Source organism: Deminuibacter soli (assembly GCF_003412455.1).
GTDB lineage: Bacteria > Bacteroidota > Bacteroidia > Chitinophagales > Chitinophagaceae > Deminuibacter > Deminuibacter soli.
Genome location: NZ_QTJU01000007.1, coordinates 60,123 through 81,476, shown reverse-complemented (window position 1 = coordinate 81,476; position 21,354 = coordinate 60,123). Strand labels below are relative to the sequence as shown.

The window sequence follows — 21,354 nt, the reverse complement described above, 5'->3', positions numbered from 1 at the left end:
ATCATCAATTATTTCAGAATGGTTACATACCCTGACAAGGGCTTGCCGCCTGTTCCCAGGTTAATAACATAGTAATAGGTTCCAAACGGCAGTATATTGCCATTCATACGGCCATTCCACGGTGTACCGTAGCGGTCGCTGTGGTATACATGCTGTCCCCATCGGTTAAACACATCCACTACGGCTTTGGGGTACTTAGACAGGTTGGCTATTTCCCATACATCGTGCACGCCATCGCCATTGGGCGTAAATGCATTGGGCGGTATTACCTCGCGCAACACGGTTACTGTGAGCGAATCGCTGGTGGTGCAGTTAAACTCACCGGTGGCTGTAAGGGTATACACCACATCATCGGTTACCGTGAGGTAAGGATGCAATACAGTGGCATCGCTTAAAGCTGCCGCAGGCTGCCATTGCAGGGCATATGCAGACGAAGCCGCTACTGCATTGAATTGCACCTGTGCGCCTTCTTTTGCCGTGAAGGACGGGCCTGCATCTATCACCGGTTGTTTGTGCACGGTAACTGTTTGTGAAGCAGGTGCGGAAGCACATCCATCCGCGCTTTTCACTACGAGCGATACATCAAAGCTGCCCGCAGAACGGAATATTTTATCAGGCGTTTGCAGCGTGTTGGTTGAGCCGTCACCAAAGTTCCAGTACCAGTTGGTAATGGCGCTGTTGCCCGTGCTGTTATCTGTAAAGGCGGTATTATTGCCCTGGCACAATTCTTTGGGGGCTACGGTAAAGGCTGCTGTTGGTCGGTCATAGAATTTGTCCGCTACTTTGGATACTGCATTCCTGCAGCCGTACCCTGACGTGGCCGTTAGCTGTACTGTATACACGCCTTTTGCTGCATAGGCATAGGCGGGATTGGCTTCCACAGAACTGCCGGTTCCGTCACCAAAATCCCATGCATAGTTTAAATCACCCCTGGATTTGATGGTGCTGGTGTTCCTGAATACAGCCTTCCCGCCGGGCATGCAAATGGTATCAGGTACAATAAAATCTGCTACAGGCAAGGGTTGTACAGTAACCGTTTGGGTTTTAACACTGCTGGTGCAATGAGTGCCTGTTACCGTTAAGTTAACCGGGTAACTGCCGTCAGTAGCATAGGTGTATTGAAACGCATCGCCTGCAGTAAATGCTTTTGCAGTACCATCCCCGAATTTCCAGTTCCAGTTGCTGATTACATCACCCGCAGCTGTTGTAGCAGTGGGTGTAAAGTTCACAGCTGCGTTGCTGCAGGTATTGTCGGTGAACAAGAATGCTGCTACGGGCGCTGCATATACTTCAATGGTTTGCTTCACAGAATCGGTGCAGCCCAGCGAGGTGCTGTACACATAAGTTACCGTATGCATGCCTGCACCTGCAATGCCGGGTATAAACGAACCAGCCGCAGCAACCCCATCTCCTTTATAATAGCCTGTGCCGGGCACGCCGTTGGTAACCGATGCTTTTGCTACAGACACCAGCACAGCATTATCACACACAGCCGGCAGGGCAGAAAAGCTGAAAACAGGCGCAGGGTTAAATGTGGCCTTTATCACCGTATCACTTATACAGCCCTTGTCACTTACGGCTTTGTAGGCAACATTGTAGCTGCCTGCCAGGGAATACATATGCGAAGGGCTTTGCAAGGCTGATGTATTGGGGTTTGCAGCGGTTGCATTGGCATCGCCAAAATCCCATTGGTGGCTTGCAATGGCCCCTGCTGATATGCTGGTATTGTTTACAAAGTTGACAACACCGTCCTTCGGCAAACAACCTTCAGAATAAGCTATATTTAATTGTGGCGCAGCAAACACAGTTACCGGTTTGGTTACGGCATTGCTCACACAAATATCACTGGCTTTTACTACCAGCTGCACGTTATAGGTGCCTGCTTTAACATATGCTTTTTGCTGGGGGTTACCTGCAGCAGGCAATACATCACCATTGCCGAAATCCCAGTACCATTGCAGTGTTCCGCTGCCCTGGTAGGCTGCCGACCCGGTAAATGTATAGGCTTTGTTTTCACAGGGTGTTGCAGGCGGTGTAATGGCAAAGTCTGCAACCGGTGGCGCATACACGGTAATTTTCTTTGCCGTATCTGCCACGCAGCCTTCGTTGGTAATGGTATGCAGGTTAATCAGCTGATCCACTCCTGCCGGTATTACCTGCGTTGCGTTGATACCTGATGCCGCAGCACCGCCGGGGAATATCCAATCCCAGCTGCGCAGTGTATAACCATCTGTTGTTGTAGTGATGGAGGCTACCTGAAGTGCATCCAGCGAGCAATCCGGCTGGTGGGTAACGGAGAAATCTGCCAGTGGTTTTGGTCTTACTTCCAGTACCAGTTTGGCATCTTCGGTATGATCGCATTTGTCAATCGTGGGACTTGTCAGTGTTAATGGCAATTCATAGGTATCCGCTGTGCTGAATACATAATCTGCCGGCAAGGTATACCGGTAGTACAAAGAGCCGTTCACAACCACTGTTTCTGTAAATGCTGGCGCATTGTCGGTTATATCTGTTGCCGGTGTTAACACATCTGATAATGCACTTAGCTTCCATACAATCTGCGTGGGCTGGTACGCAATTAAAGCTGATATTTTAACCGGTGTGCGGATACAGGTAAACGGGTTGCTTTTTGATACCAGGTCGAGTGTGTTGTGCAGCATGCTGTTTACATGCAGGTTGTTGATATGTGTGCCTGCGTTATAGGAATAACTTTCTGCATCACCCAGTCCGCAGGTAGTGGCAGTGAAAGCAGAATCGCAGGTTACGATACATTGACCGGGTGCTGCGGCCGGGTAAGCCGCAAAGCCTGTCCACCGCCGTTCAATAACAGTATAATTGGCCAGCTGCGGGTGCGGGTAGCTGTAATATTCAGCCGGACTAAGGCCAGCGAGCGGCTGCCCGTCTATACGTATGGAGGATAAACCGGTGCCCCCGTTGGGCACAATCATGGTAAGATAATTCACCACAATATCATGCCGGTTGTTCCGGTAAAAACCAATGCGCTTAATACCCTGGTCAACCGGGCTAATGTACATCATGTCCGGGTCATTAATCGTATTGTTCGGCCCGTCGCAGGTACCGAACTGGCCCGTCATAAACTGCGCTATCATAATCGGCTGGTCTGCTTCTATCAAATCAGCCGTACGGCTTTCATAATAGTAATAATGATTACTCAGTGTTGCTGCAGGCAGGGGCACACCATTCACCTTTACAACGGTGGCAGGGTCGTTCACCAGTATCTTATAGGCATTGCGTACCGGTTGCCGGGGATCGTTTGCCTGCACTACAGGTGCAGTAAGGTATCGTTTGCCCCATGCCTGCAATGGAAACAGCTGCTGCATATCTGCATCCGTAAAACCCTGGCCACAGGTCATTGGATTGGTAGTTTCACTGCTGCCGGAAAATACGCCCACAGGATAACATTGTCCTGCCGGGTTGGCGATAGAGCGCACCCGGGTGCCTGTTGCTTCCTGGTCGTGCGCATTATCGGCGAGCATCTGGTATATTTCACCCCTGTTTAAGGTAACATTGAACGGAACGCCTGCAGGCAGGCCATTGCGCGTGGGTGATGCAGGTGTAATTTCAACCACCGTGTTATCATGACTGGCTACTACATACGTCCAGGAAAAAGCACCTTCGGGCCCGCGCTGGTTAGAGTTCACGGAGTAATAGGTATATCCCCATGTTTCTACCGGCATCAGCATGGCCACACCAGATGAGCCTTCTGCAATACTGTGCGCATAGGCTACAATAGGCACATTGCTTTCTATATGAATACCCTGGTTTGGAAACACACCTTCACTGCTGGTGCCGCCGCTGCGTGTGGGCAGTGAATACAAACGGCTGTCAATGCCGGTAACATCAGTACCCTTGGGCATGTTGTCTGTTACCAGTACCGTGTTGGCCGCAACGGAATAGTGCTTTACCCAGGTGGTGTTGTTCACTGTCACCGTTACCTCAGCCGCCTGTTCTGCACTCAGGTACAGCACCAGCTCCTGCGTGTTCTCCCCTTTTTCCATATACTCATTGTGCCCGTACCCCACCCAGAATTCAGTTCCGCGGTTACTCAGGTTTTGCGCGTGTAAACTGGCACAGGCACACAACAATATCAATACTATCTGAAGGCGTTTCTGCATTACCTGATGAGATTTAGGGTACCTTTTTTGGTTACATGCTGGTTATTGTTCAACAGTAAATCTGCTACGTATATGTACACACCCGATGGTTGCGGCTGCCCCTTATAGGTGCCATCCCATCCCTGTGACTGGCTCTTCGTTTCAAATATCTTCTCACCCCACTGGTTAAACACCATCATATGAAATACCTTAATGCTGCTGCCGTATACTTTAAACAGCTGGTTTTCTGCAAGGCCTGTCTGCGGTGTAAACGAGTTGGGGATATACACTTCATCCATCACCGTTGTGGCAGCTACTGCGGCTGATATTGCTTCTGTACAACCACCCAGTGCTCTTACCTTAAGCGTTACTGTTGTACCTGTTTGCAGGCCGTTCACCGTATGTGTCAATCCCGTTGCGCCGGATGAAGGAGCAGTCCATGTAGCGCCGTTATCCGTGGTTACTTCATAGCCTGTTGCACCTGTAACAGCACCCCAGCTAAATGTTACCGAAGCTGCACCAACTACATCCACTTTTGCTACCGGTGCTGCAACGGTGCCGTTAATAACAACCGGCTTGGTCGTGTCTGCCACGCAACCGTTTGCATCAACCGTACCCAGCGATACCTGGTAGGTGCCTGCCTTGCTGTAGAGATGAACGGTGTCTTTCGCTGCGGCGGTGCCTGTTTCACCAAAGTTCCAGGCCCATTTAATCACTGCGCTGTTGTCTGCGCTGGTTTCGCTGCCGGTGAATTGTGTGGGCGTACCCAGGCAAAGCCCGGTGGCGGTGAAGTCTACCACAGGCGCTGCGTGTACTTCCACAGGCACTACGGTTTCCAGTCTTGAATCGCAGGCATCAATATCCGGGTGCGTGATAAATACGGATATGTTATAACTACCCGGCGCATTGATCACGAGGTTCGAATCGGGCATATACTCATAGTAGGTAGCACCGTTTACGAACACGGTATCTACTGCTACCGGTTTGTTGATTTTGATACTGCTGTCCGGTTTCAGGTTGGGCACACCGCCCAGCTGCCATTCCAGCACATCGGGCTGTACAGTGGAGAAGAACTTGATTTTAAATGGCGTGCCTGCGCAGGTATACTGGTTGTCTGCACCGGTTACGGGGTTCAGCACGTTGGTGTACGATGCCCTGGTGTGCAGGTCGTGTACCAGGGTGCCTGCATTAAAACCATAGCTCTCCTGATCGCCCAGGCCGTAGGTGATGGCTGTAAAGGCAGAATCACTCTTCACGGCTGTTTGCGCATTGGCTGCATCCCAGCGTTTTACCACTACCGTGTAACCGGGTGCATTGGGGTGTTTATAGGTATAGTCAAACTGGTTGCTGCCGTCGATGGTTAAAGAGTTCAAACCATTGTCCGGTATGGTCAGCGTGAGGTATTGTGTGGTAATCGCCGTTCTTGTTGTTCTGGCCAGCGTTACTTCTCTGATGCCCTGTTCTACCGGGCTCAGGTAAATCATTTCCGGGTCACCGTCACCGGTATACCCACACTCGCTGTTGTTTTGTGAAGGAATAAACTGCGCTATCATTACCGGCTGATCTGCTTCTATGTATTCAGCAGCATTGGTTTCAACCAGGTAGAACCTGTTATCCACCAGTGCAGACATGGCCAGGGCTGTTCCGTTTCTTTTTACCACAGTGGCCGGGTCTCGCACATACACTTTAAAGATATTGCCGTTAAACAGTGTGGCGTTGCCTGACTGTGATGTGGGCGTTACCAGGTATTTCCTGCCCCATGCGCGGTAAGGGAAGTTTTGCTGGATGAGGTTATCACCGCTGGCAACCGGCTGTGCGCCGCTGCAACCGATATTGGTACGGCTGCTGCCCGAGAATACCGCAACAGGGAAACATTTACCTGCGGCATTGGTGACAGACCGTATTTTACTGCCTGTTAAATCGTACCCGTCTGTGATATTGATGTTGGCACCCAATACCTGGTATACCTGGCCTTTCTGCAGGGTTACTGTAAACGGCACACCTGCTGCATGACCTCCCTGGGTTGGGTTGGATGGGGTGATCTCTACTGTTGTATTGTCATAGGCGGCTACAACATAAAACCATGAGTAGGCATCCTGGTAATAACTCTGTTTGGGTGTAAGCGCATAATATTCGTATCCGTAGGTGCCTACCGGCATCAGCATGGTAGCGCCCGAGCTTTTCTCTGAATAGATGTGCGCATTGGCTGTTATCGGTGTATTGCTTTCAATGCTGATACCTGTGTTAAACAGGCCTTCACCCTGTAAGCGTGCATTCCATAAACCATACTTCGGCATATAGTCGGTCGTGATCACAGTATTGGCAGGCACATCGTATGTCCTGATCCACTCGGTACCATTCACTTTCACGGTTACATGCGCGGGTTGCGCGCCTGCACCGAGGTATAACACCATCTGCAGTTTCATAGACGGCACTACGTAATCGCGGTTATTATCGTCAAATAACTGGTGGTGACCATAGCCTACCCAGAACTGCGTGCCCCTGTTGCTGGAATCGGAGGTGTTGATGGCAAATGGCGGCAGTGTTCTGTGCCCGTCTGTTAAACCGGTGAATTTATCCAGTACAACCAGGTTGGTATCTTTTATCACGTTCCTGAAGGTATCCAGCTGACTGATGCCCGATACTTCCCATGCAGCGGCATTGGTTTTACCCATTTTAATAATGGTTTCATCCGGTATAAAACCGCGCCAGGGATCCAGGTAATACTGTTCAACCGTATGTCCCGCAGGTGTTGCACCGGTTGTGGTAAATGCCGTGTAGAAGAACATATGCGGTTGCCCGTTGGCAAGGCCCGTTGGTTCAACACCTGAATAACGTTTGCCTTTGATATCAGCAGGCACGGTTGCACCCCAGGTAATTTTTGTTACCGTATCTGTACCCAGCATAAAGGTCTGCGTGGTGTAAGGTGCCGGTGTGGCAGGAATGGCGGTAAGCAGTACCGGTTCTTTGGCAGGTACAAATTCATAGGCACCCAGGTCAGGCACGCCGTCTGTTAAAGTAGTGGCGCGCTTGTTACCATTGAAGTCCACGCTGTCTGCCGCAACCTGTATACCGCGGCCCTGCATGGCCCATACATCCGGGCTGTTGATATCAGGCATTAAGGCTGTATTGGCTGCGAATGCAGGTTTGTACACCAGTGAATGTTTGTCGGTATACACCGTATCAACCCATTTCTTCAATGAGGAGAAATAACTTGGTGTGGTAACACCATCGCCGATCAGGCCGTCAAACTCCAGCAGGTTGGTGCCTGTGCTGTAGAGCAGGTTATAATCGCAATGTACATCTTCAGGAACGGCTAAACACATGGCTATACCGCCGCCTGTATTGGTGAACACGTTGTTGTAAATCTCCATCGGCTCAACCGGCTTAGACATGTATTGCGTTACGTTGGCAAAATACGCGCCTACGCTGGTGGTGGAGGCAGACTGGTTCTGAACCGTATTGTTATAGCAATTAACACTGCCCACATCTGCCAGGTGCATACCATAAGCGGTATCACCGGTGGTAGCCATATCAATCACATTGTTCATGACATTACCGTTTACACCACCCCATATGGTGATGCCGAACAGGTTACCGGCATTGCCTGTGGTGGCAATGATTTTGTTGGCCGATACACTGCTTATCCTGGGCAGCGTACCCCTGTTGTCAGTAAAATACATTGCATACGCAGTGATGCCGGTATTGCTGATGTTGATATTGTTTTTGGTAAGTGTATACACCGTATCGCAACTTGCCATGTAAATACCATACGTGGTGAGGTTTTGCAGGCCGTCTTTATTAATGGTGTTGCCGCTTACCGATATATGGTGAATATTGGCCACCATGATATTGGTGTAGAAGCTGCCGCTTACCTTGTTGCTGTCAACCGCAAACCTGCCGGCTGCACCACGCACACCGTTCAGGTAAATACCGTCCACACCATTGGTGATGGTATTGCCGGTGATGGCATTGTCCGATCCTCTCAGTCCTTCGCCATAGATACCGGTTACATCTGTTGTTACGTTCGATTTGGAAGGCACATTGATGATACAGCCGGCGACGCTGTCGTTAGAGGATGTACCGGTTATTTCCACGGCCCTGCCGTAGTTGGTACCGGTAGCCGTGATAGTGATATTTCTGAAAGAGATATAATTGGTGCTGTCCAGGCGCAGTACATAATTGCTGTCTGCCGTACAGCCTGTTGTTAAGATAACAGAAGCCGCATCATTGTCTTTGCTGAGGAAGGTAACGGTTGCCGAATCGGATGCACCGGGTATCTTAGGCACTATCACCCTTTCGTAGTAGGTACCTGCAGCGGCCAGGAAGCGTACTGACCCGCCGATGCCGCAATGCATGGCAGCCACAGCCTCGTTGAAGCTGCCGAAATTGGTGGCGCTGGCCGGTTGTGCGGGATCAATGGTGTAGTCGCCTTTCAGCAGGTACTGGTTTAATGTTACCTGCACCGGTGTAGCGTAAGCCACACCCGTTCCGCATACTACTACGCCGCGGAAATACATATCGGGCGATGCCAGCTCATGCGTAAGGTCAGGTACATCGGAAGAATCACTGATGTTTGTCCACGGGCCGGTTGCACTTGCCCCGCGTTGCCACAGGTATTTCTGGAAGCCGCCTACGCTGTTACCCGATAAGGTAAATTTTACGGTTGTACCCATGCAGATACCAGCAGAAGGATTGGCCACAGCCACCCCCGGTGTGGGCGGAGTGGCGCATACCGATGTAGAAAATTCATACGCACCAATATCCGGGGTAGCAGTATTGCGCGCCACATTCAATATATCTGAAGCAACGCCCACCTGCGCACCGGTATTATCCAGTCTTGCAATGGTAGGTGTAAAATTATAAGCCGCAGCATTGGTGTACAGTGGATCTGCGCTGTAAGAGTGCATATCGGTGCCGGTGGCAGTTTGCCATGCGGCCAGCGTAGGATAATTACCGTTCAGGTAACCCCAGTACTTGCCAAACGCAGGCGCATCCAGCCATATATCGTTATTGTCTGATGCACACGTTGTGCCGATGACATAGTAAATACCGTATTTAACACCGCTTCCGCCGCGGCGAAGGGTTGCCACGTTATTTTTTACCGCATTCTCTTTTGAGCTGATGTACTGGTAAAAAGCATAGGTACCGTTGCTGCCGGTATAGGCAGCATTATCGAACACAACGGTATTGTGGTAAAAATTCACATGCTCGGAAAGGAAATTGTAGCAGCCGTAGATATCACCTGCACCGTCAAAATCATACAGCAGGTTGTTGGATACTACAACCGGTTTATCTGCAGGTGAATGGTTGCTTTCAATGTTGATGCCCCTGCACTCATAGCCACTGCCTGTTTCACTGGTAGAAGTACCGTGTATGCGGTTCCCGGTGATCAGCAGGTTGTTGCTGTTTCCGTCTGCCTCCACACCATAAAAGGTAGTGAGGTTGGTTCTGCCCGCACGGTTGATGTCATTGCCTTCTACCACTGTATTGGTGGATGTTTTTATATACACACCATACTGGTGAAAATCTTTAATGGTATTACCGATGATCCTGTTGCCGGTTGAAGGATTGTCATTCTGCTGACCAGGCATACATACCGCACAGAAACCGCCGGATATGGTATTGCCCTGGAACAGGTTGTTATCGCAACCGGAATTGGTATAGGCCCAGTAAGGATCATCCCCTGCTGAACTCAGTACAATACCGGCATACTCCATACCTGCAGAAGTTTGCGGGATAAGGATAGTACACTTGCGGAAAGTATTGTTGTCTGCATTGTTGGTTAAAAACACACCCCAGCCATAACTGCCGTCGCCCGATGCATCAATCTTCAGACTGTCGAATATAATGTGGTGTGCACCATTTAAGGCAATTACTGCCCTGTTGCTGTAATCGGCAGAAGAGAAATGCAGCGTATTGCCATTGCCCAGGAAGGTAATGGTGTTGGTGGCAGATACACCCGCAATGGTTGAATCGAGCACCAGCTGTTCGTTATAGGTGCCGCTGTTGGGTTTTACCGAGAATACAACCGGCCCTTTAATGCCACAGCTTAATGCAGCCTTGGCTTCGGTAAAGTTCCTGAAATTGCCGGTACCGTTGGTATCAATGATATAAGTACCGCCGGGTAATGCTGCATGCACATTAATCAATACCGGCACTGTATAGGTGGTGGTACCGGCACAGGTAACTGCCGCGCGGTAAAACCTTGTTTCTGTAGCCTGTATGGTAAATAATGGATTGCTCAATGCATTGCTCGCCGGTGCAAAACTGCCTGTTGCAGTGATACCCGATTGCCACTGGTAGGTTTGCGTTTGGCCGGTTGAGTTGCCGGTAAGGTTAAATTCTACAGCGCCGTTCTCACACAACTCTGTTACACTGGCTTTTGCTGTACCTGCCACTACCGGTGTGGTACAGGCTGGTGTGGTAAATTCATAAGCGCCCACATCTGGTGTGGATACGTTTCTTGTTTTACCGGTATAATCCACAGGTACTGAACTTCCCAACGATTTACCACGGTTGTCGATATCGGCATTGGTGGGTTCGTAGTTGCCTGCTGCTGCGTCTTTGTATTTAGGACCGCTGGCTGTAGAAGTGGCATCATAACCTGCCAGTTGCCATGCTGCAAGACCTTTACGGTCTGTACCGCTGAAGCCGGTGTTGCTGTTGCCGTCTGTAGCACCTATGTAAAGATTGTTGTTGTCGCTGGCAATAACACTGGTCGGCTCGGCAAAATACATGGCATACTTGTTACCATCACCACTGCGGGTAACGGCAATAATATTGTTGTATACGCGGATGCCGATGGCCGCATTCTCCTGGTAAAAGCCATAGGCGTTGAAGGTTCCGTTACCGGGTGTACCATCAATGTTAACGGTATTATGGTAATACAAGTTGCGGTCAGAGCTGCTGTTGTAAATGCCATAGATGGTACCGCCGCCATTGATATGGTCGATAATGTTATTGCTGAAGATGTTCTCCAGGTTGGCTGCACCATCTGCATAGCTGGAAGCAATGCCATAGAAGGTGTTGGACGAGCCGGTGTTGCCGCCGAACGGATTGGTAATGCGGTTGCGCGTTACAGACAGTTTGGTTTGATTGCCGTTCAGGTAAATGCCCTGGAAGTCGCCCGTAACAGCCCTGGTAGGTCTGCTGATGGTATTGCTGTCAATTACCGTTAAAAACGAGTTGGCGTTGTAAATGCCATAGGTATAGAAGTTCAGGAATTTATTGCGGCGTATGGTGTTGCCGATATTGCTCAGCGTTGGTTGCCCCACCAGCGTCATGCCGAAGAAACCGCCGGTGATGGTATTGTCTTCAAACAGGTTGTAGTCACAATCTGCAGCACCTGCTGTTGCATCACTGGCAGAACCGCTGATGGCAATACCTGCGTAGTTGAATGAACCGGTGGCTGTATCGCTGTAAATGGCACAATGACGTACAATGTTTGAATCGGCGTTGTTCAGTAACTGTACTGCATAACCAAATTCACCGGAGGTTTTACCGGTTGCCTTGATCACCAGGTTGTCGATGATGATATGATCTGCACCATTCAGCTTCATTACCGCTCTTTCATTCGAGTTGGTAGAGGTATAGGTAATGCTGTTGCCGTTACCGTTGAAGGTGATGGTGTTAACTGCAGACGCACCACTCACCTGGTTCATGATGAGCTGTTCGTTGTACGGACCGGATGATGGCGCTACGTTAAACACCACTGCACCGTTGATACCACATTTAATGGAGTTCCACGCGTCGTTGAACGACTGGAAGTTGGTACCACCCGTAGGCAGGGCCTTGTTAATAGTATACACACCGCTGGTTGGCTGCAGGGTATGTATCAGTATACCCGGTGAGGCACTGCTGCCCGTTCCGCAAGTGCTTAACAGGCGGTACCAGGTATCGGTTGTTTGGGTAATGGTGAGGTTGATGCCTGTGGCAGCTGCAATATTTGTCCAGCTGGCGCTATCCGGTGAAGACTGCCACTGGTACAATAGCCCTACACCCAGGTCTCCGCTGCGGATACTCAGCTGCGCACTGCCTGATGCACAGATCGGGTTTTCTGAAGTAACCACCACGCCTGCTACAGGGGGATTGCCACAGGGAAGCGGCGAAAATTCAAAGGCACCCACATCCGGCGTGCCTGTACTGCGTGCAGCGCCGGTAATATCGGTAGCAATGCCAACAGCTACACCTTTGTTATCTGCCAGTGTATTGTTGGGTATATAATTATTTTCAGCCAGGCTCCTGTACAGCGGGTCAACACTTACAGAAGCTGCATCCTGTGTGGTGGCTGTTCGCCAGTCTGCCAGCGTGGCACGTGCGCTGCCGCTGTAGCCTATATTATTGGTACTCGCTGCTGCCACATAAAAATCATTGTGGTCGCTCACATAACTATTGCCGTTCGATTCAATGTACATGCAATAGTTACTGCCGCCACCACCACGTGTAATGGTAACGATGTTGTTCTTAAACTCCAGTCCAACCGCTGTGGCAGAAAGATCAATACCCCTGGTAAGGCTGGCCGATGTATTGGCAGCATTATCGAGGGAAACCGTATTGTTATAAAAATGCGCGTAATCCGCAGAGCTGGTATACAAGGCGTATATAGGGCCTGCACCATTGAAATTATACAGTAGGTTATTGGATATGATATTGGGTGTTGCAGCCGTTGCATCACAATAAGCCACATTAATGCCGTATGCGCCCTGGTTGGCAGATGGGTTTGCCCCAAACGGACTGAACACGCGGTTGCCGGTTACCTGTGTATTGATGGCGCCGCTGGTAATATATATGCCATTGAATACGCTGGTAAACACCGTACGCACTGGCCTTGAAATACGGTTGCCTGCAATTATGGCTCCATCCGTATAACTTATATATATACCATACTGGTTAAAATCGCGGATATCGTTATTGGTAAAACGGTTGCCTTTAATGGCATCACCATCGTTCCAGCCGCCGTTCATCGTCATACCATAATTACCACCTACAATGGTATTGCCGTCGAATACGTTGCCATCGCTCAGCGATCCGCTTCCGCCCGAACCCGGGTCAGAATCTGTACCATTGATTGCAACACCTGCAAATGTGTAAGAGGTGTTGGTGATGCCTGCGTCAATATAACACCTGCGGAAAGTATTGGAATCAGCATTATTGATCAGCTGTATGCCCATACCATATGAGCCGCCGGTAGCATCTATTCTTAAGCTGTCGAATATGAAGTGATCTGCACCGTTTAATTTCAGCACTGCTGCACTGTCGTACGTATGCGGTGCATAAGCAAGCGTATTGCCATTGCAATTAAAGGTAATGGTGTTTACATCCGAAGCGCCGTCTATTTCAGGGATAATCAGCTGTTCGTTGTACGTTGCCCCGGTGGTGGTAACATCAAATACCACTGCGCCGCTTACGCCGCCGCAATGCAGCGCCATAATGGCTTCTGAAAAAGAACCGAAGTTGGAAGTAGAGGTACCGATGGCTGAGTTAATGGTATAATGACCAAACAGTTTCCTGTTGCCGATACCGGTGATGGTAAGCGTATCTGAATACACCCAGCTATTGCCCGTGGTGCAGAACATACCGATGCGGTAATAATTCGTGCCTTCAATAGCCACGGTACTTAAGGCAGATGGATCCTGCTGCGGTGCTGCAATTACATTGAACGGACCAGCCATTGAATTGGACTGCTCCAAAAAAAACAACAGTCCGTCACCGGCACTGTAGTCATTCAGCGAAAAGTTCAATGTATTTCCGGCGCATATTTTAGTAGCGCTGACAGCGGCCTTGCCGGGAATAAGCGGGCTGGGACAGGTTTGGGCATTAGCTGCACCTGCCAGCAGTATTACACATAGCAGGTTCATCAACCAATATTGTTTACATACAACAGCCAGGTAGTTTTTTCTCATACTTGCGTTTTGGTAGCTATTAGTAACAGTACAGTTATATCTGCAGCGACATCACCATACAAGGCATGGTAATGCACAACCGCTTATATAGTTATGCTAAGAGGAACTAGTTGTTCTGGTAATAAAAAGTAGACATGATGCACTTTGCCACAACCAACAGGTCAGCCGCCCCTTACAGGTACAGCAGGTTGTTGCCGTAACAAACGAATGCCACAATGATGAATGCAGGCAATCAAAAACTGCGAATGGTGATACCATCCGCTAAATACCTGTGAACGCAAAACGATGTGTTGCATAACGCATGCACGCATAGGTAAATAAAGCTGCCGGGCGTATTACTGTCCATAACACATTCGCTTAAAAGCCCGGCGTGTAAAATTTGTACGGGCCAGTATCATCAGGCTAACCCGGTATGTTGTTTTTTGCAGGTAAAAGGTATATAAGAAAGTGCTTTCTGGATTATCCATAAAGACATTCAGTGATAAATACACCGTGAGCAGGTAAAGGGGGGGGATGGTTCGAAGAAATTTTTATTATTTTTTTTAATGTAATATCTGGTGAGTGGTCGGAGGAGCATTGTTCAATGGTTCAATGGTTGTATGGTTGAAATAGCAGATTTTATCTCACAAACAATAAAGCCATCGAACAATAAAACCATTCCAGCCATTATAAATGCTAATTTTAGATCCACTTATCTTGCTTTTATGAAACATGGATTATTGATAGACATGGATGGCGTTATTTACAGCGGCGAGACTTTAATTGAAGGAGCCGACCGCTTTATTGACCGCCTGCTGAAAGAAAACATCCCGTTTACGTTTATGACCAATAACAGTCAGCGCACAAGACTGGAAACCGTACGCAAGCTCGCACGCTTTGGCATTACTGTAACAGAAGATCATGTATACACCAGCGCTATGGCAACCGGCAAGTTCCTGGGCGACCAGGGTGCCAACGGCACTGCCTATGTACTGGGCGAGGGTGGATTGCTCACCAGCCTGCACGAAAACGGCATTACGCTGGTTGATTCCGATCCTGAATTTGTAGTGCTGGGAGAAGGCAGGAATTTTACCCTTGAAATGGTGCAGCGCGCAGTAGACATGATACTGGCAGGTGCCAAGTTTATTACCACCAACCGCGATCCCTCACCCAAAAAACCGGGATGGAATAACTTAGGTATTGCCGCCACCACTGCCATGATTGAGGAAGCAACCGGGCGCAAAGCTTTTGTTACCGGCAAACCCAGTCCGGTGATGATGCGCTCTGCCCGCAAATACCTGGGGCTTGAAACCGCAGAAACCACCGTGATCGGCGATACCATGGAAACCGACATACAGGGTGGCGTGCAGATGGGCTATAAAACAGTGCTGGTGCTATCCGGCATCGCCAAAAAAGAACGCCTGGGCCACTACGCCTTTAAACCCGACCTGGTAGTAAGCTCAGTAGATCAACTGGATTTCCCCCTGAAATGGTGGCAATAAATGAAAAAAATGGAGAAGCGCATGAGTACCTCAGCCCAGGGCCGGGTATACCTCGCCATACACCGGCTGTACACTGGCTAAAGCATAATCGAATCATGCGCTTCATACAATCATGTGCACTATATCACCAGCTGCATGATAAGCTGAACGAAATGAAAAAGCTGGGCATTGTATGGCATTTCCGGAAGACCGATATCACGTACATTTGCCATTCAAATACCTGTACTATGAACGTGCACGTTTTACAGCATGTATCCTTTGAAGGCCCTGAATTTATTGCAGACTGGTGTGCAGAAAAAGGCCACCACCTCACCTATACCCGCTTTTACCAACCCGGTGCTCCCCTGCCCACACAGAACGATGTGGACTTCCTTGTAATCATGGGCGGACCAATGGGTGTATATGACACGGATATATATCCCTGGCTGCAGCAGGAAAAAGATTTCATCACCGCTTTTCTGACAACCAACAAACCTGTACTCGGCATTTGCCTGGGTGCGCAATTACTCTCTGTTTGCGCAGGCGCAGCAGTACAGCCCGCACCGCAAAAAGAAATCGGCTGGTTCCCTGTAATGCCGGTAGCAGCTACAACAGCTGTTCCCTGGCTGCAGGCTTTGTTACAGCACAACCCGGTATTGTTTCACTGGCATGGCGACCGCTTTAACATACCCGCCGGTGCAGTAAACCTGGCCGCTACTGCAGCCAACGATAACCAGGCGTTCCTGTTAGGCAACAATCAACTGGCCCTTCAATTTCATGCAGAAGTAAAACCCGATGGCATGCAGCGCATGATCACTGCCGGTTTGGATGAATTACAGCCGGGCAGCTTTATTCAATCCGCAGATACCATAACAGGCAAAGCCAACTTCAGCGCATCCAATACCATTATGCGGGGTATGCTTGAACAGCTGGTTGCAGCAGGCAGTTAAGTCGGTGAACGCTGCCAATATTGTCATTGCCAACTACCGGCAGTTCATATGTCTTATACAAAGCCCAGTTGAACTTATCAAAGTTGTTATTCTTTTAAACTCTCCCTATTTTCCCATGGTATCGTAATAGCGCTTTACAATATACCAGGCTTTCTTTTTTTCTCCTTTTTCAGATAACAGGCCCTTCCTGTTCCAGCCGCGCTGGTATTGACTTTGCATGCGGCGCGGCGAACGAAAATCGAACAATACCCAGGGGCAGGTGCCGGCCAGGAAGGGGATATTTTTAAACATGGCCAGCTGTTGCTTATATACTTCTTCCTGGTACTCTTCTGTCCAGTTATTGGCTGTATCTGCACTGCCGTGGTGGCCGGCCAGCGCTTCTGCACCAAACTCGCTCATGATTAGCGGCTTGTTAAAATCAGATGTCCATTTATACGCTGCACCGGGTGCCTCCCATGGCTTGTACCAGCCCAGGTATTCGTTTACGCCAATCACATCAAGGTATTTGCTTACAGTATCTGAAATATGTACTGTTGTATGCGAAAAACGCACATGATTAAATGCAGAAGCTATAAGACGTGTGCTGTCAAGACTGCGGGCCAGTAGGGCCAGCTGCACAAGCGCGCCATCACGCGCCGGGCCGGGTGTGGTTTCGTTGCTCAAACTCCAGATAATAATGCTGCTCCGGTTTTTATCCCTCGCAATCATTTCACGCAGCATGTTGCTTAGTTTAAGCTGCATACCCGGACTATCAAATGCGATAGACTGCCATGCGGGTATTTCTTCCCATAACAGCACACCCAGCGAATCGGCCATGCGTACCATGTATTCGCTGTGCGGGTAATGTGTAAGCCGTACAAAATTGCAGCCCATTGCTTTGGCATGCTGCAGTAAATAAAGCGCATCGCTTTGCGTATAAGCCCTGCGTTTCCCTGCGCCTATCTCTTCATGTATGTTTACACCTTTCAAAAAAACCTTCCTCCTGTTCAGCAATACAACAGCGCCATCCGTTTCAATGGTGCGAAAGCCGATCTGTTCCTGTATCGCATCAGTCCCTGTTGTAAGGCGTACGGTATACCGCTTCGGGTTGTCGGGCGACCAGGGCTTCAGTGTTGCAGGAAATTCCAATAAGGCAATGCCGGAATCATTGGTTGATGCAGCATAGCTGATGCCGGCTTCAGGAACACTTACTGTAACCTGTTGCCCGGCTGCGGCTGTGCCATTTAATTTAACCCAGCCGGCCACTTTATTTGCTGCTCCTTTTTTAAACTGAACAAAATAATCTTCAATAAACGAAGCAGGTGTTTCTACCAGGTTTACATCACGGGTAATGCCGCCATAGTTATACCAGTCGAACCCTGCGGCAGGTATGCCTTCTTTTGAACGCTGGTTGTTTACCCGCACAACAATGCTGTTGTGCGCCTGCGCCAGTGCTGTTATCTCAAACTGAAATGGCGTAAAGCCTCCTTCATGACTGCCGATTTTTTTACCATTGAGATACACGTCTGCCCGGTAATTAACCGCACCAAACACCAGGAACAGCCGTTGCCCATTGGGCGTGTAGTCAAATTGTTTCCTGTACCACACCGTGCTTTCATAGTAGGTAAGTTCAGGCAGTTGCGAATTGAAATCGCCCGGCACATGCAGGGTGGCTGATGCATCAAAAGAAAATTCAACAAATTCATGTTTATCGCCGGGCACGCGTTCAGTGCCTACACCATTGTTGCGGTTACCGAAATCTTCCGGATCAATCAGGTATTGCCAGTTGCCGTTAAGACTGGTGGTTTTGCGGCCCTGTACATTGGTGATAGCTGTTTGCGCCTGCAACCCGAAACAGGCTGCCAGTAAAAAGGTGGTTAGCAGTAATCTCATGTAGTTGTTTTAGTAAGGCATACCTATGCCCTGCTCTGAAGATATAAAACTTCTTTATTCGTTTGAAAATGACCGGGTATTTTATTCTGCGCGTAACCTCTTCACCAGGTTTGCCGGTGCAGCTTTTAATCACATGGCAACAATACCTGCGTCCGGAAGCAAACAGCACCAATGCGGACTGCAAGCCTGAGCAACTTACAGTCCTGCCAAAAGTCTGGGGGTATATATGCGTTTTGCTAAAAAACGTCCATGAGCAAAGGTCGCGGATAAAGGCATTTCCGGATGGCAAAATTCAAGGTAAAACTGGTAAAAATCAACGTGTGCGGGTATGAAATTTAACATAGCACTAAAACAAAATCTACCATTAATTATGCGAATTATATCATTTCCCCGCGTAATAAAGGAGCAAATTTGCATCCGGTTACACGGCTCTTACGCTTGCCTGCCATTTCATTAATTATCAATACCATGAAACAAACATTTCTTTCCTGCAAAAGCGGGAACCCGGTTTACTTGTCCTTACTACTATTGATGGCAGGCATAATTGCCTGGCATACAGGTACAGCGCAGCAACTACCTGCTGCCACCATTAAAACAGGCGGCGTGCAAATGGTCAGTATCACTACACCCAAAGGCAATTTCAACGTATGGACCAAACGCGTAGGCAACAACCCCAAAATAAAAGTGCTGCTGCTGGCAGGCGGCCCTGGTGTAAGCCATGAATACCTGGAATGCTTTGAAAGCTTTTTCCCCAAAGAAGGGATAGAGTTTATTTACTACGACCAGCTGGGTTGCGGTTATTCAGACAAGCCCAACGACACTGCGTTGTACAGCCTGTCCCGCTCTGTTGATGAACTGGAACAGGTGCGTAAGGCGTTACATCTCGACAAAGAGAACCTTATTCTCTGGGGCCATTCATGGGGCGGCATTCTTGCCATGCAATATGCATTGAAATACCAGTCGCACCTGAAAGCATTGATCATCTCAAATATGGTGAGCAACATGAAGGTGTATAACAGTTATGCATCGGATGTGCTGGAGAAACAAATTCCTGCGTCAGCACTGGATTCCATCAGGCAGTACGAAACCCGCGGGGAATTTACTAACCCTGCTTACGAAGCACTGATGTTCCAGCATTATTTTGCACAGGTTGTTTGCAGGATACCGGTGCCTGAATGGCCAGAACCCTTTGTGCGCGCATTCCGCGGCATTAACCGTGAATATGGCGATTATATGGTGGGCCCAGACCAGTTTGTGATATCCGGTCAGCTGGCAACCTGGCATGTAGACGACCAGCTGCCGCAATTGACTGTTCCCACGCTCACCATTGGTGCACGCTACGATTATATGAACCCCGGGCATATGCAGTGGATGGCCACGCAGGTGAAAAACGGCAGCTTTTTGTACTGCCCCGGCGGCAGCCATTTGTGTTTTTATGATGATCAGAAAACATACATGGACGGCCTTTTAAAATACATCCATGGCATAGCAAACGGGCAAAAGAAAGTCGCCCTTTAACAACCCTTCCCCGCTTCATTTACTTTGGCATTAGTCCGCCATGAAAACTGAGCAGTACATCGGATAGTTTGTCCCGACTATCTGGTGTGCTGCTTTTGCAATGTTTATTGTTCTCCATCCGGATATTTTGCCGCTGAATGAAGGCCATGCTTTAAAAAAAGTATTTGCAGGTGTCAGAAATTTTAATTCACTTTGCAATACAAAGCACTTTTAAAAACATCACCTTAAAAAATTATTTATGCTTACACAAAACAAAAGATTGGTTGCAATATTGTTAACCGTAGCGATTTTATTGTGTGTACCCCTGGTTGCCATGCAGTTTACCAGTGAAGTCAGTTGGAAATGGCCTGATTTTGTTGTCGCAGGCATTTTACTGTCAGGTACAGGGCTGCTGTGTGAGTTGGTATTAAGAAAAGTAAAAAAGATGCCCCAACGTTTATTCATTTGCCTCGCCGTGCTGGCAGTTGCCTTTCTTATCTGGGTTGAGCTTGCAGTCGGCATCTTCGGAACGCCTTTTGCCGGCCATTGATGCTAAGCTTGTTTCGGGTTTGAAGTTCAAGGTTTACTGTAAAACGCAAACATTGCATCTTCGGGTATGGCACCATAACATTAAACCTGAAACATCAAACTTGAAACCTCAAACCTTGCCTTTTTCCGTAAAAACTACTTGTTTTTAAATTTTTCTCTTACTTTTAGGGCAACAACTATGTCTGAACATACCAACAAAGTGGAAATAGGAATTGACCATAGCAGCAAGATTCCCCTGCATGTGCAGGTGGAAGAGTTTTTGCTGAAACTGATTGCACAGGACAAGTTCAGGAAAGGACTGTTTTTGCCCAAAGAGGTAGAGCTGGCCAACCGGCTGGGCGTTTCGCGCAATACCATCCGGCAGGCAACCAACAAGCTGGAGCATAAGGGACTGATTGTTCGTAAAAAAGGGGTGGGCACGCGCGTGGCAGAGAAGAAATCCTTGTCTACCACCGGCCTGGATCACTGGTACAGCTTTACCCGCGAAATGCAGGAAAAAGGCATCAAAGTGATTAACCTGGTGATTAAAGTAGAATGGGTGAATCCGCCTGAAACCGTAAGCGCTTTTTTCAACTGCGACCCTGATAAGCCGCTGCTGAAACTATCCAAACTGAAAGGCGATTCATCCAAAGAACCCATTGTATATTTTGAAAGTTACTTCCACCCGCGCATCGGTGTACAGGAAGGTGACGATTTCAACAAGCCTTTGTATGATATGCTCGAAGAAACCTATGGCGTTGTGGTACACCGCTCAAAGGAAAACATCAGTGCACAGGCAGCCGGCAAACTGGGGCGCAAGCTGAAGGTTGACACCCATTTCCCGATACTGTGCAGGGAACGTTTTGTATACGATGCAGGCAACAGGCCGGTTGAATACAATATCGGCTATTACCGTTCAGACAAGTTCACGTATTCGATAGACATCAAAAAAGGCGCAAACAAGTAGCGCGCTTTTTTTTGCCCGGACTTAATATGTTCAAACATTCTAACAAACTAACCCGTAAGG

Annotated in this window: 8 protein-coding genes; 5 read left to right on the top strand and 3 right to left on the bottom strand. The window is 48.8% G+C overall.

What is annotated here, in order from left to right; translation table 11 throughout:
* Window positions 1–8 precede the first annotated feature (8 nt).
* On the bottom strand, window positions 9–4,136 hold the full coding sequence (locus DXN05_RS17460; RefSeq protein ID WP_116848566.1) for a PKD domain-containing protein: 4,128 nt from the start codon (window positions 4,134–4,136) through the stop codon (window positions 9–11).
* Entirely contained in the window at window positions 4,136–14,020 is a 9,885-nt protein-coding gene (locus DXN05_RS17455) for a PKD domain-containing protein (RefSeq protein ID WP_116848565.1), read from the bottom strand. Before DXN05_RS17455 ends, DXN05_RS17460 begins: the two co-directional genes overlap by 1 nt.
* 704 nt (window positions 14,021–14,724) lie before the next feature.
* On the opposite strand from DXN05_RS17455, the gene DXN05_RS17450 reads away from it, so the two are divergent.
* Both DXN05_RS17450 and DXN05_RS17445 read left to right on the top strand, forming a co-directional pair.
* The gene (locus DXN05_RS17450; protein ID WP_116848748.1) at window positions 14,725–15,501 is read left to right on the top strand and encodes an HAD-IIA family hydrolase; all 777 of its coding nucleotides are present in this window, start codon (window positions 14,725–14,727) and stop codon (window positions 15,499–15,501) included.
* Between the two features lie 95 nt (window positions 15,502–15,596).
* A complete protein-coding gene (locus DXN05_RS17445) occupies window positions 15,597–16,430 on the top strand; it encodes a glutamine amidotransferase-related protein (RefSeq protein WP_158559296.1) in 834 nt (277 codons plus the stop codon).
* Window positions 16,431–16,535: 105 nt separating this feature from the next.
* Here DXN05_RS17445 and DXN05_RS17440 read toward each other — a convergent pair whose 3' ends face one another.
* A complete protein-coding gene (locus DXN05_RS17440) occupies window positions 16,536–18,302 on the bottom strand; it encodes a glycoside hydrolase family 2 protein (RefSeq protein WP_116848563.1) in 1,767 nt (588 codons plus the stop codon).
* A 468-nt stretch (window positions 18,303–18,770) separates the two neighbouring features.
* Here DXN05_RS17440 and DXN05_RS17435 point away from each other — a divergent pair, with 468 nt between their 5' ends.
* From DXN05_RS17435 to DXN05_RS17425, 3 genes are all read left to right on the top strand, one after another.
* Window positions 18,771–19,820: a proline iminopeptidase-family hydrolase gene (locus DXN05_RS17435; RefSeq protein WP_116848747.1), complete on the top strand. Its 1,050-nt coding sequence runs from the start codon at window positions 18,771–18,773 to the stop codon at window positions 19,818–19,820.
* 238 nt (window positions 19,821–20,058) lie between these two features.
* Window positions 20,059–20,349: a hypothetical protein gene (locus DXN05_RS17430; RefSeq protein ID WP_116848562.1), complete on the top strand. Its 291-nt coding sequence runs from the start codon at window positions 20,059–20,061 to the stop codon at window positions 20,347–20,349.
* Between the two features lie 177 nt (window positions 20,350–20,526).
* Window positions 20,527–21,294, top strand: a complete 768-nt coding sequence (locus tag DXN05_RS17425) for a GntR family transcriptional regulator (RefSeq protein ID WP_116848561.1) — start codon at window positions 20,527–20,529, stop codon at window positions 21,292–21,294.
* The last annotated feature ends 60 nt before the right edge of the window (window positions 21,295–21,354 follow it).

What these genes read in the sequence shown, in the direction of transcription:
- DXN05_RS17460 (WP_116848566.1), bottom strand. Translation starts at nt 4,136, where the DNA reads ATGCAGAAACGCCTTCAGATAGTATTGATATTGTTGTGTGCCTGTGCC.
- DXN05_RS17455 (WP_116848565.1), bottom strand. Translation starts at nt 14,020, where the DNA reads ATGAGAAAAAACTACCTGGCTGTTGTATGTAAACAATATTGGTTGATG.
- DXN05_RS17450 (WP_116848748.1), top strand. Translation starts at nt 14,725, where the DNA reads ATGAAACATGGATTATTGATAGACATGGATGGCGTTATTTACAGCGGC.
- DXN05_RS17445 (WP_158559296.1), top strand. Translation starts at nt 15,597, where the DNA reads ATGCGCTTCATACAATCATGTGCACTATATCACCAGCTGCATGATAAG.
- DXN05_RS17440 (WP_116848563.1), bottom strand. Translation starts at nt 18,302, where the DNA reads ATGAGATTACTGCTAACCACCTTTTTACTGGCAGCCTGTTTCGGGTTG.
- DXN05_RS17435 (WP_116848747.1), top strand. Translation starts at nt 18,771, where the DNA reads ATGAAACAAACATTTCTTTCCTGCAAAAGCGGGAACCCGGTTTACTTG.
- DXN05_RS17430 (WP_116848562.1), top strand. Translation starts at nt 20,059, where the DNA reads ATGCTTACACAAAACAAAAGATTGGTTGCAATATTGTTAACCGTAGCG.
- DXN05_RS17425 (WP_116848561.1), top strand. Translation starts at nt 20,527, where the DNA reads ATGTCTGAACATACCAACAAAGTGGAAATAGGAATTGACCATAGCAGC.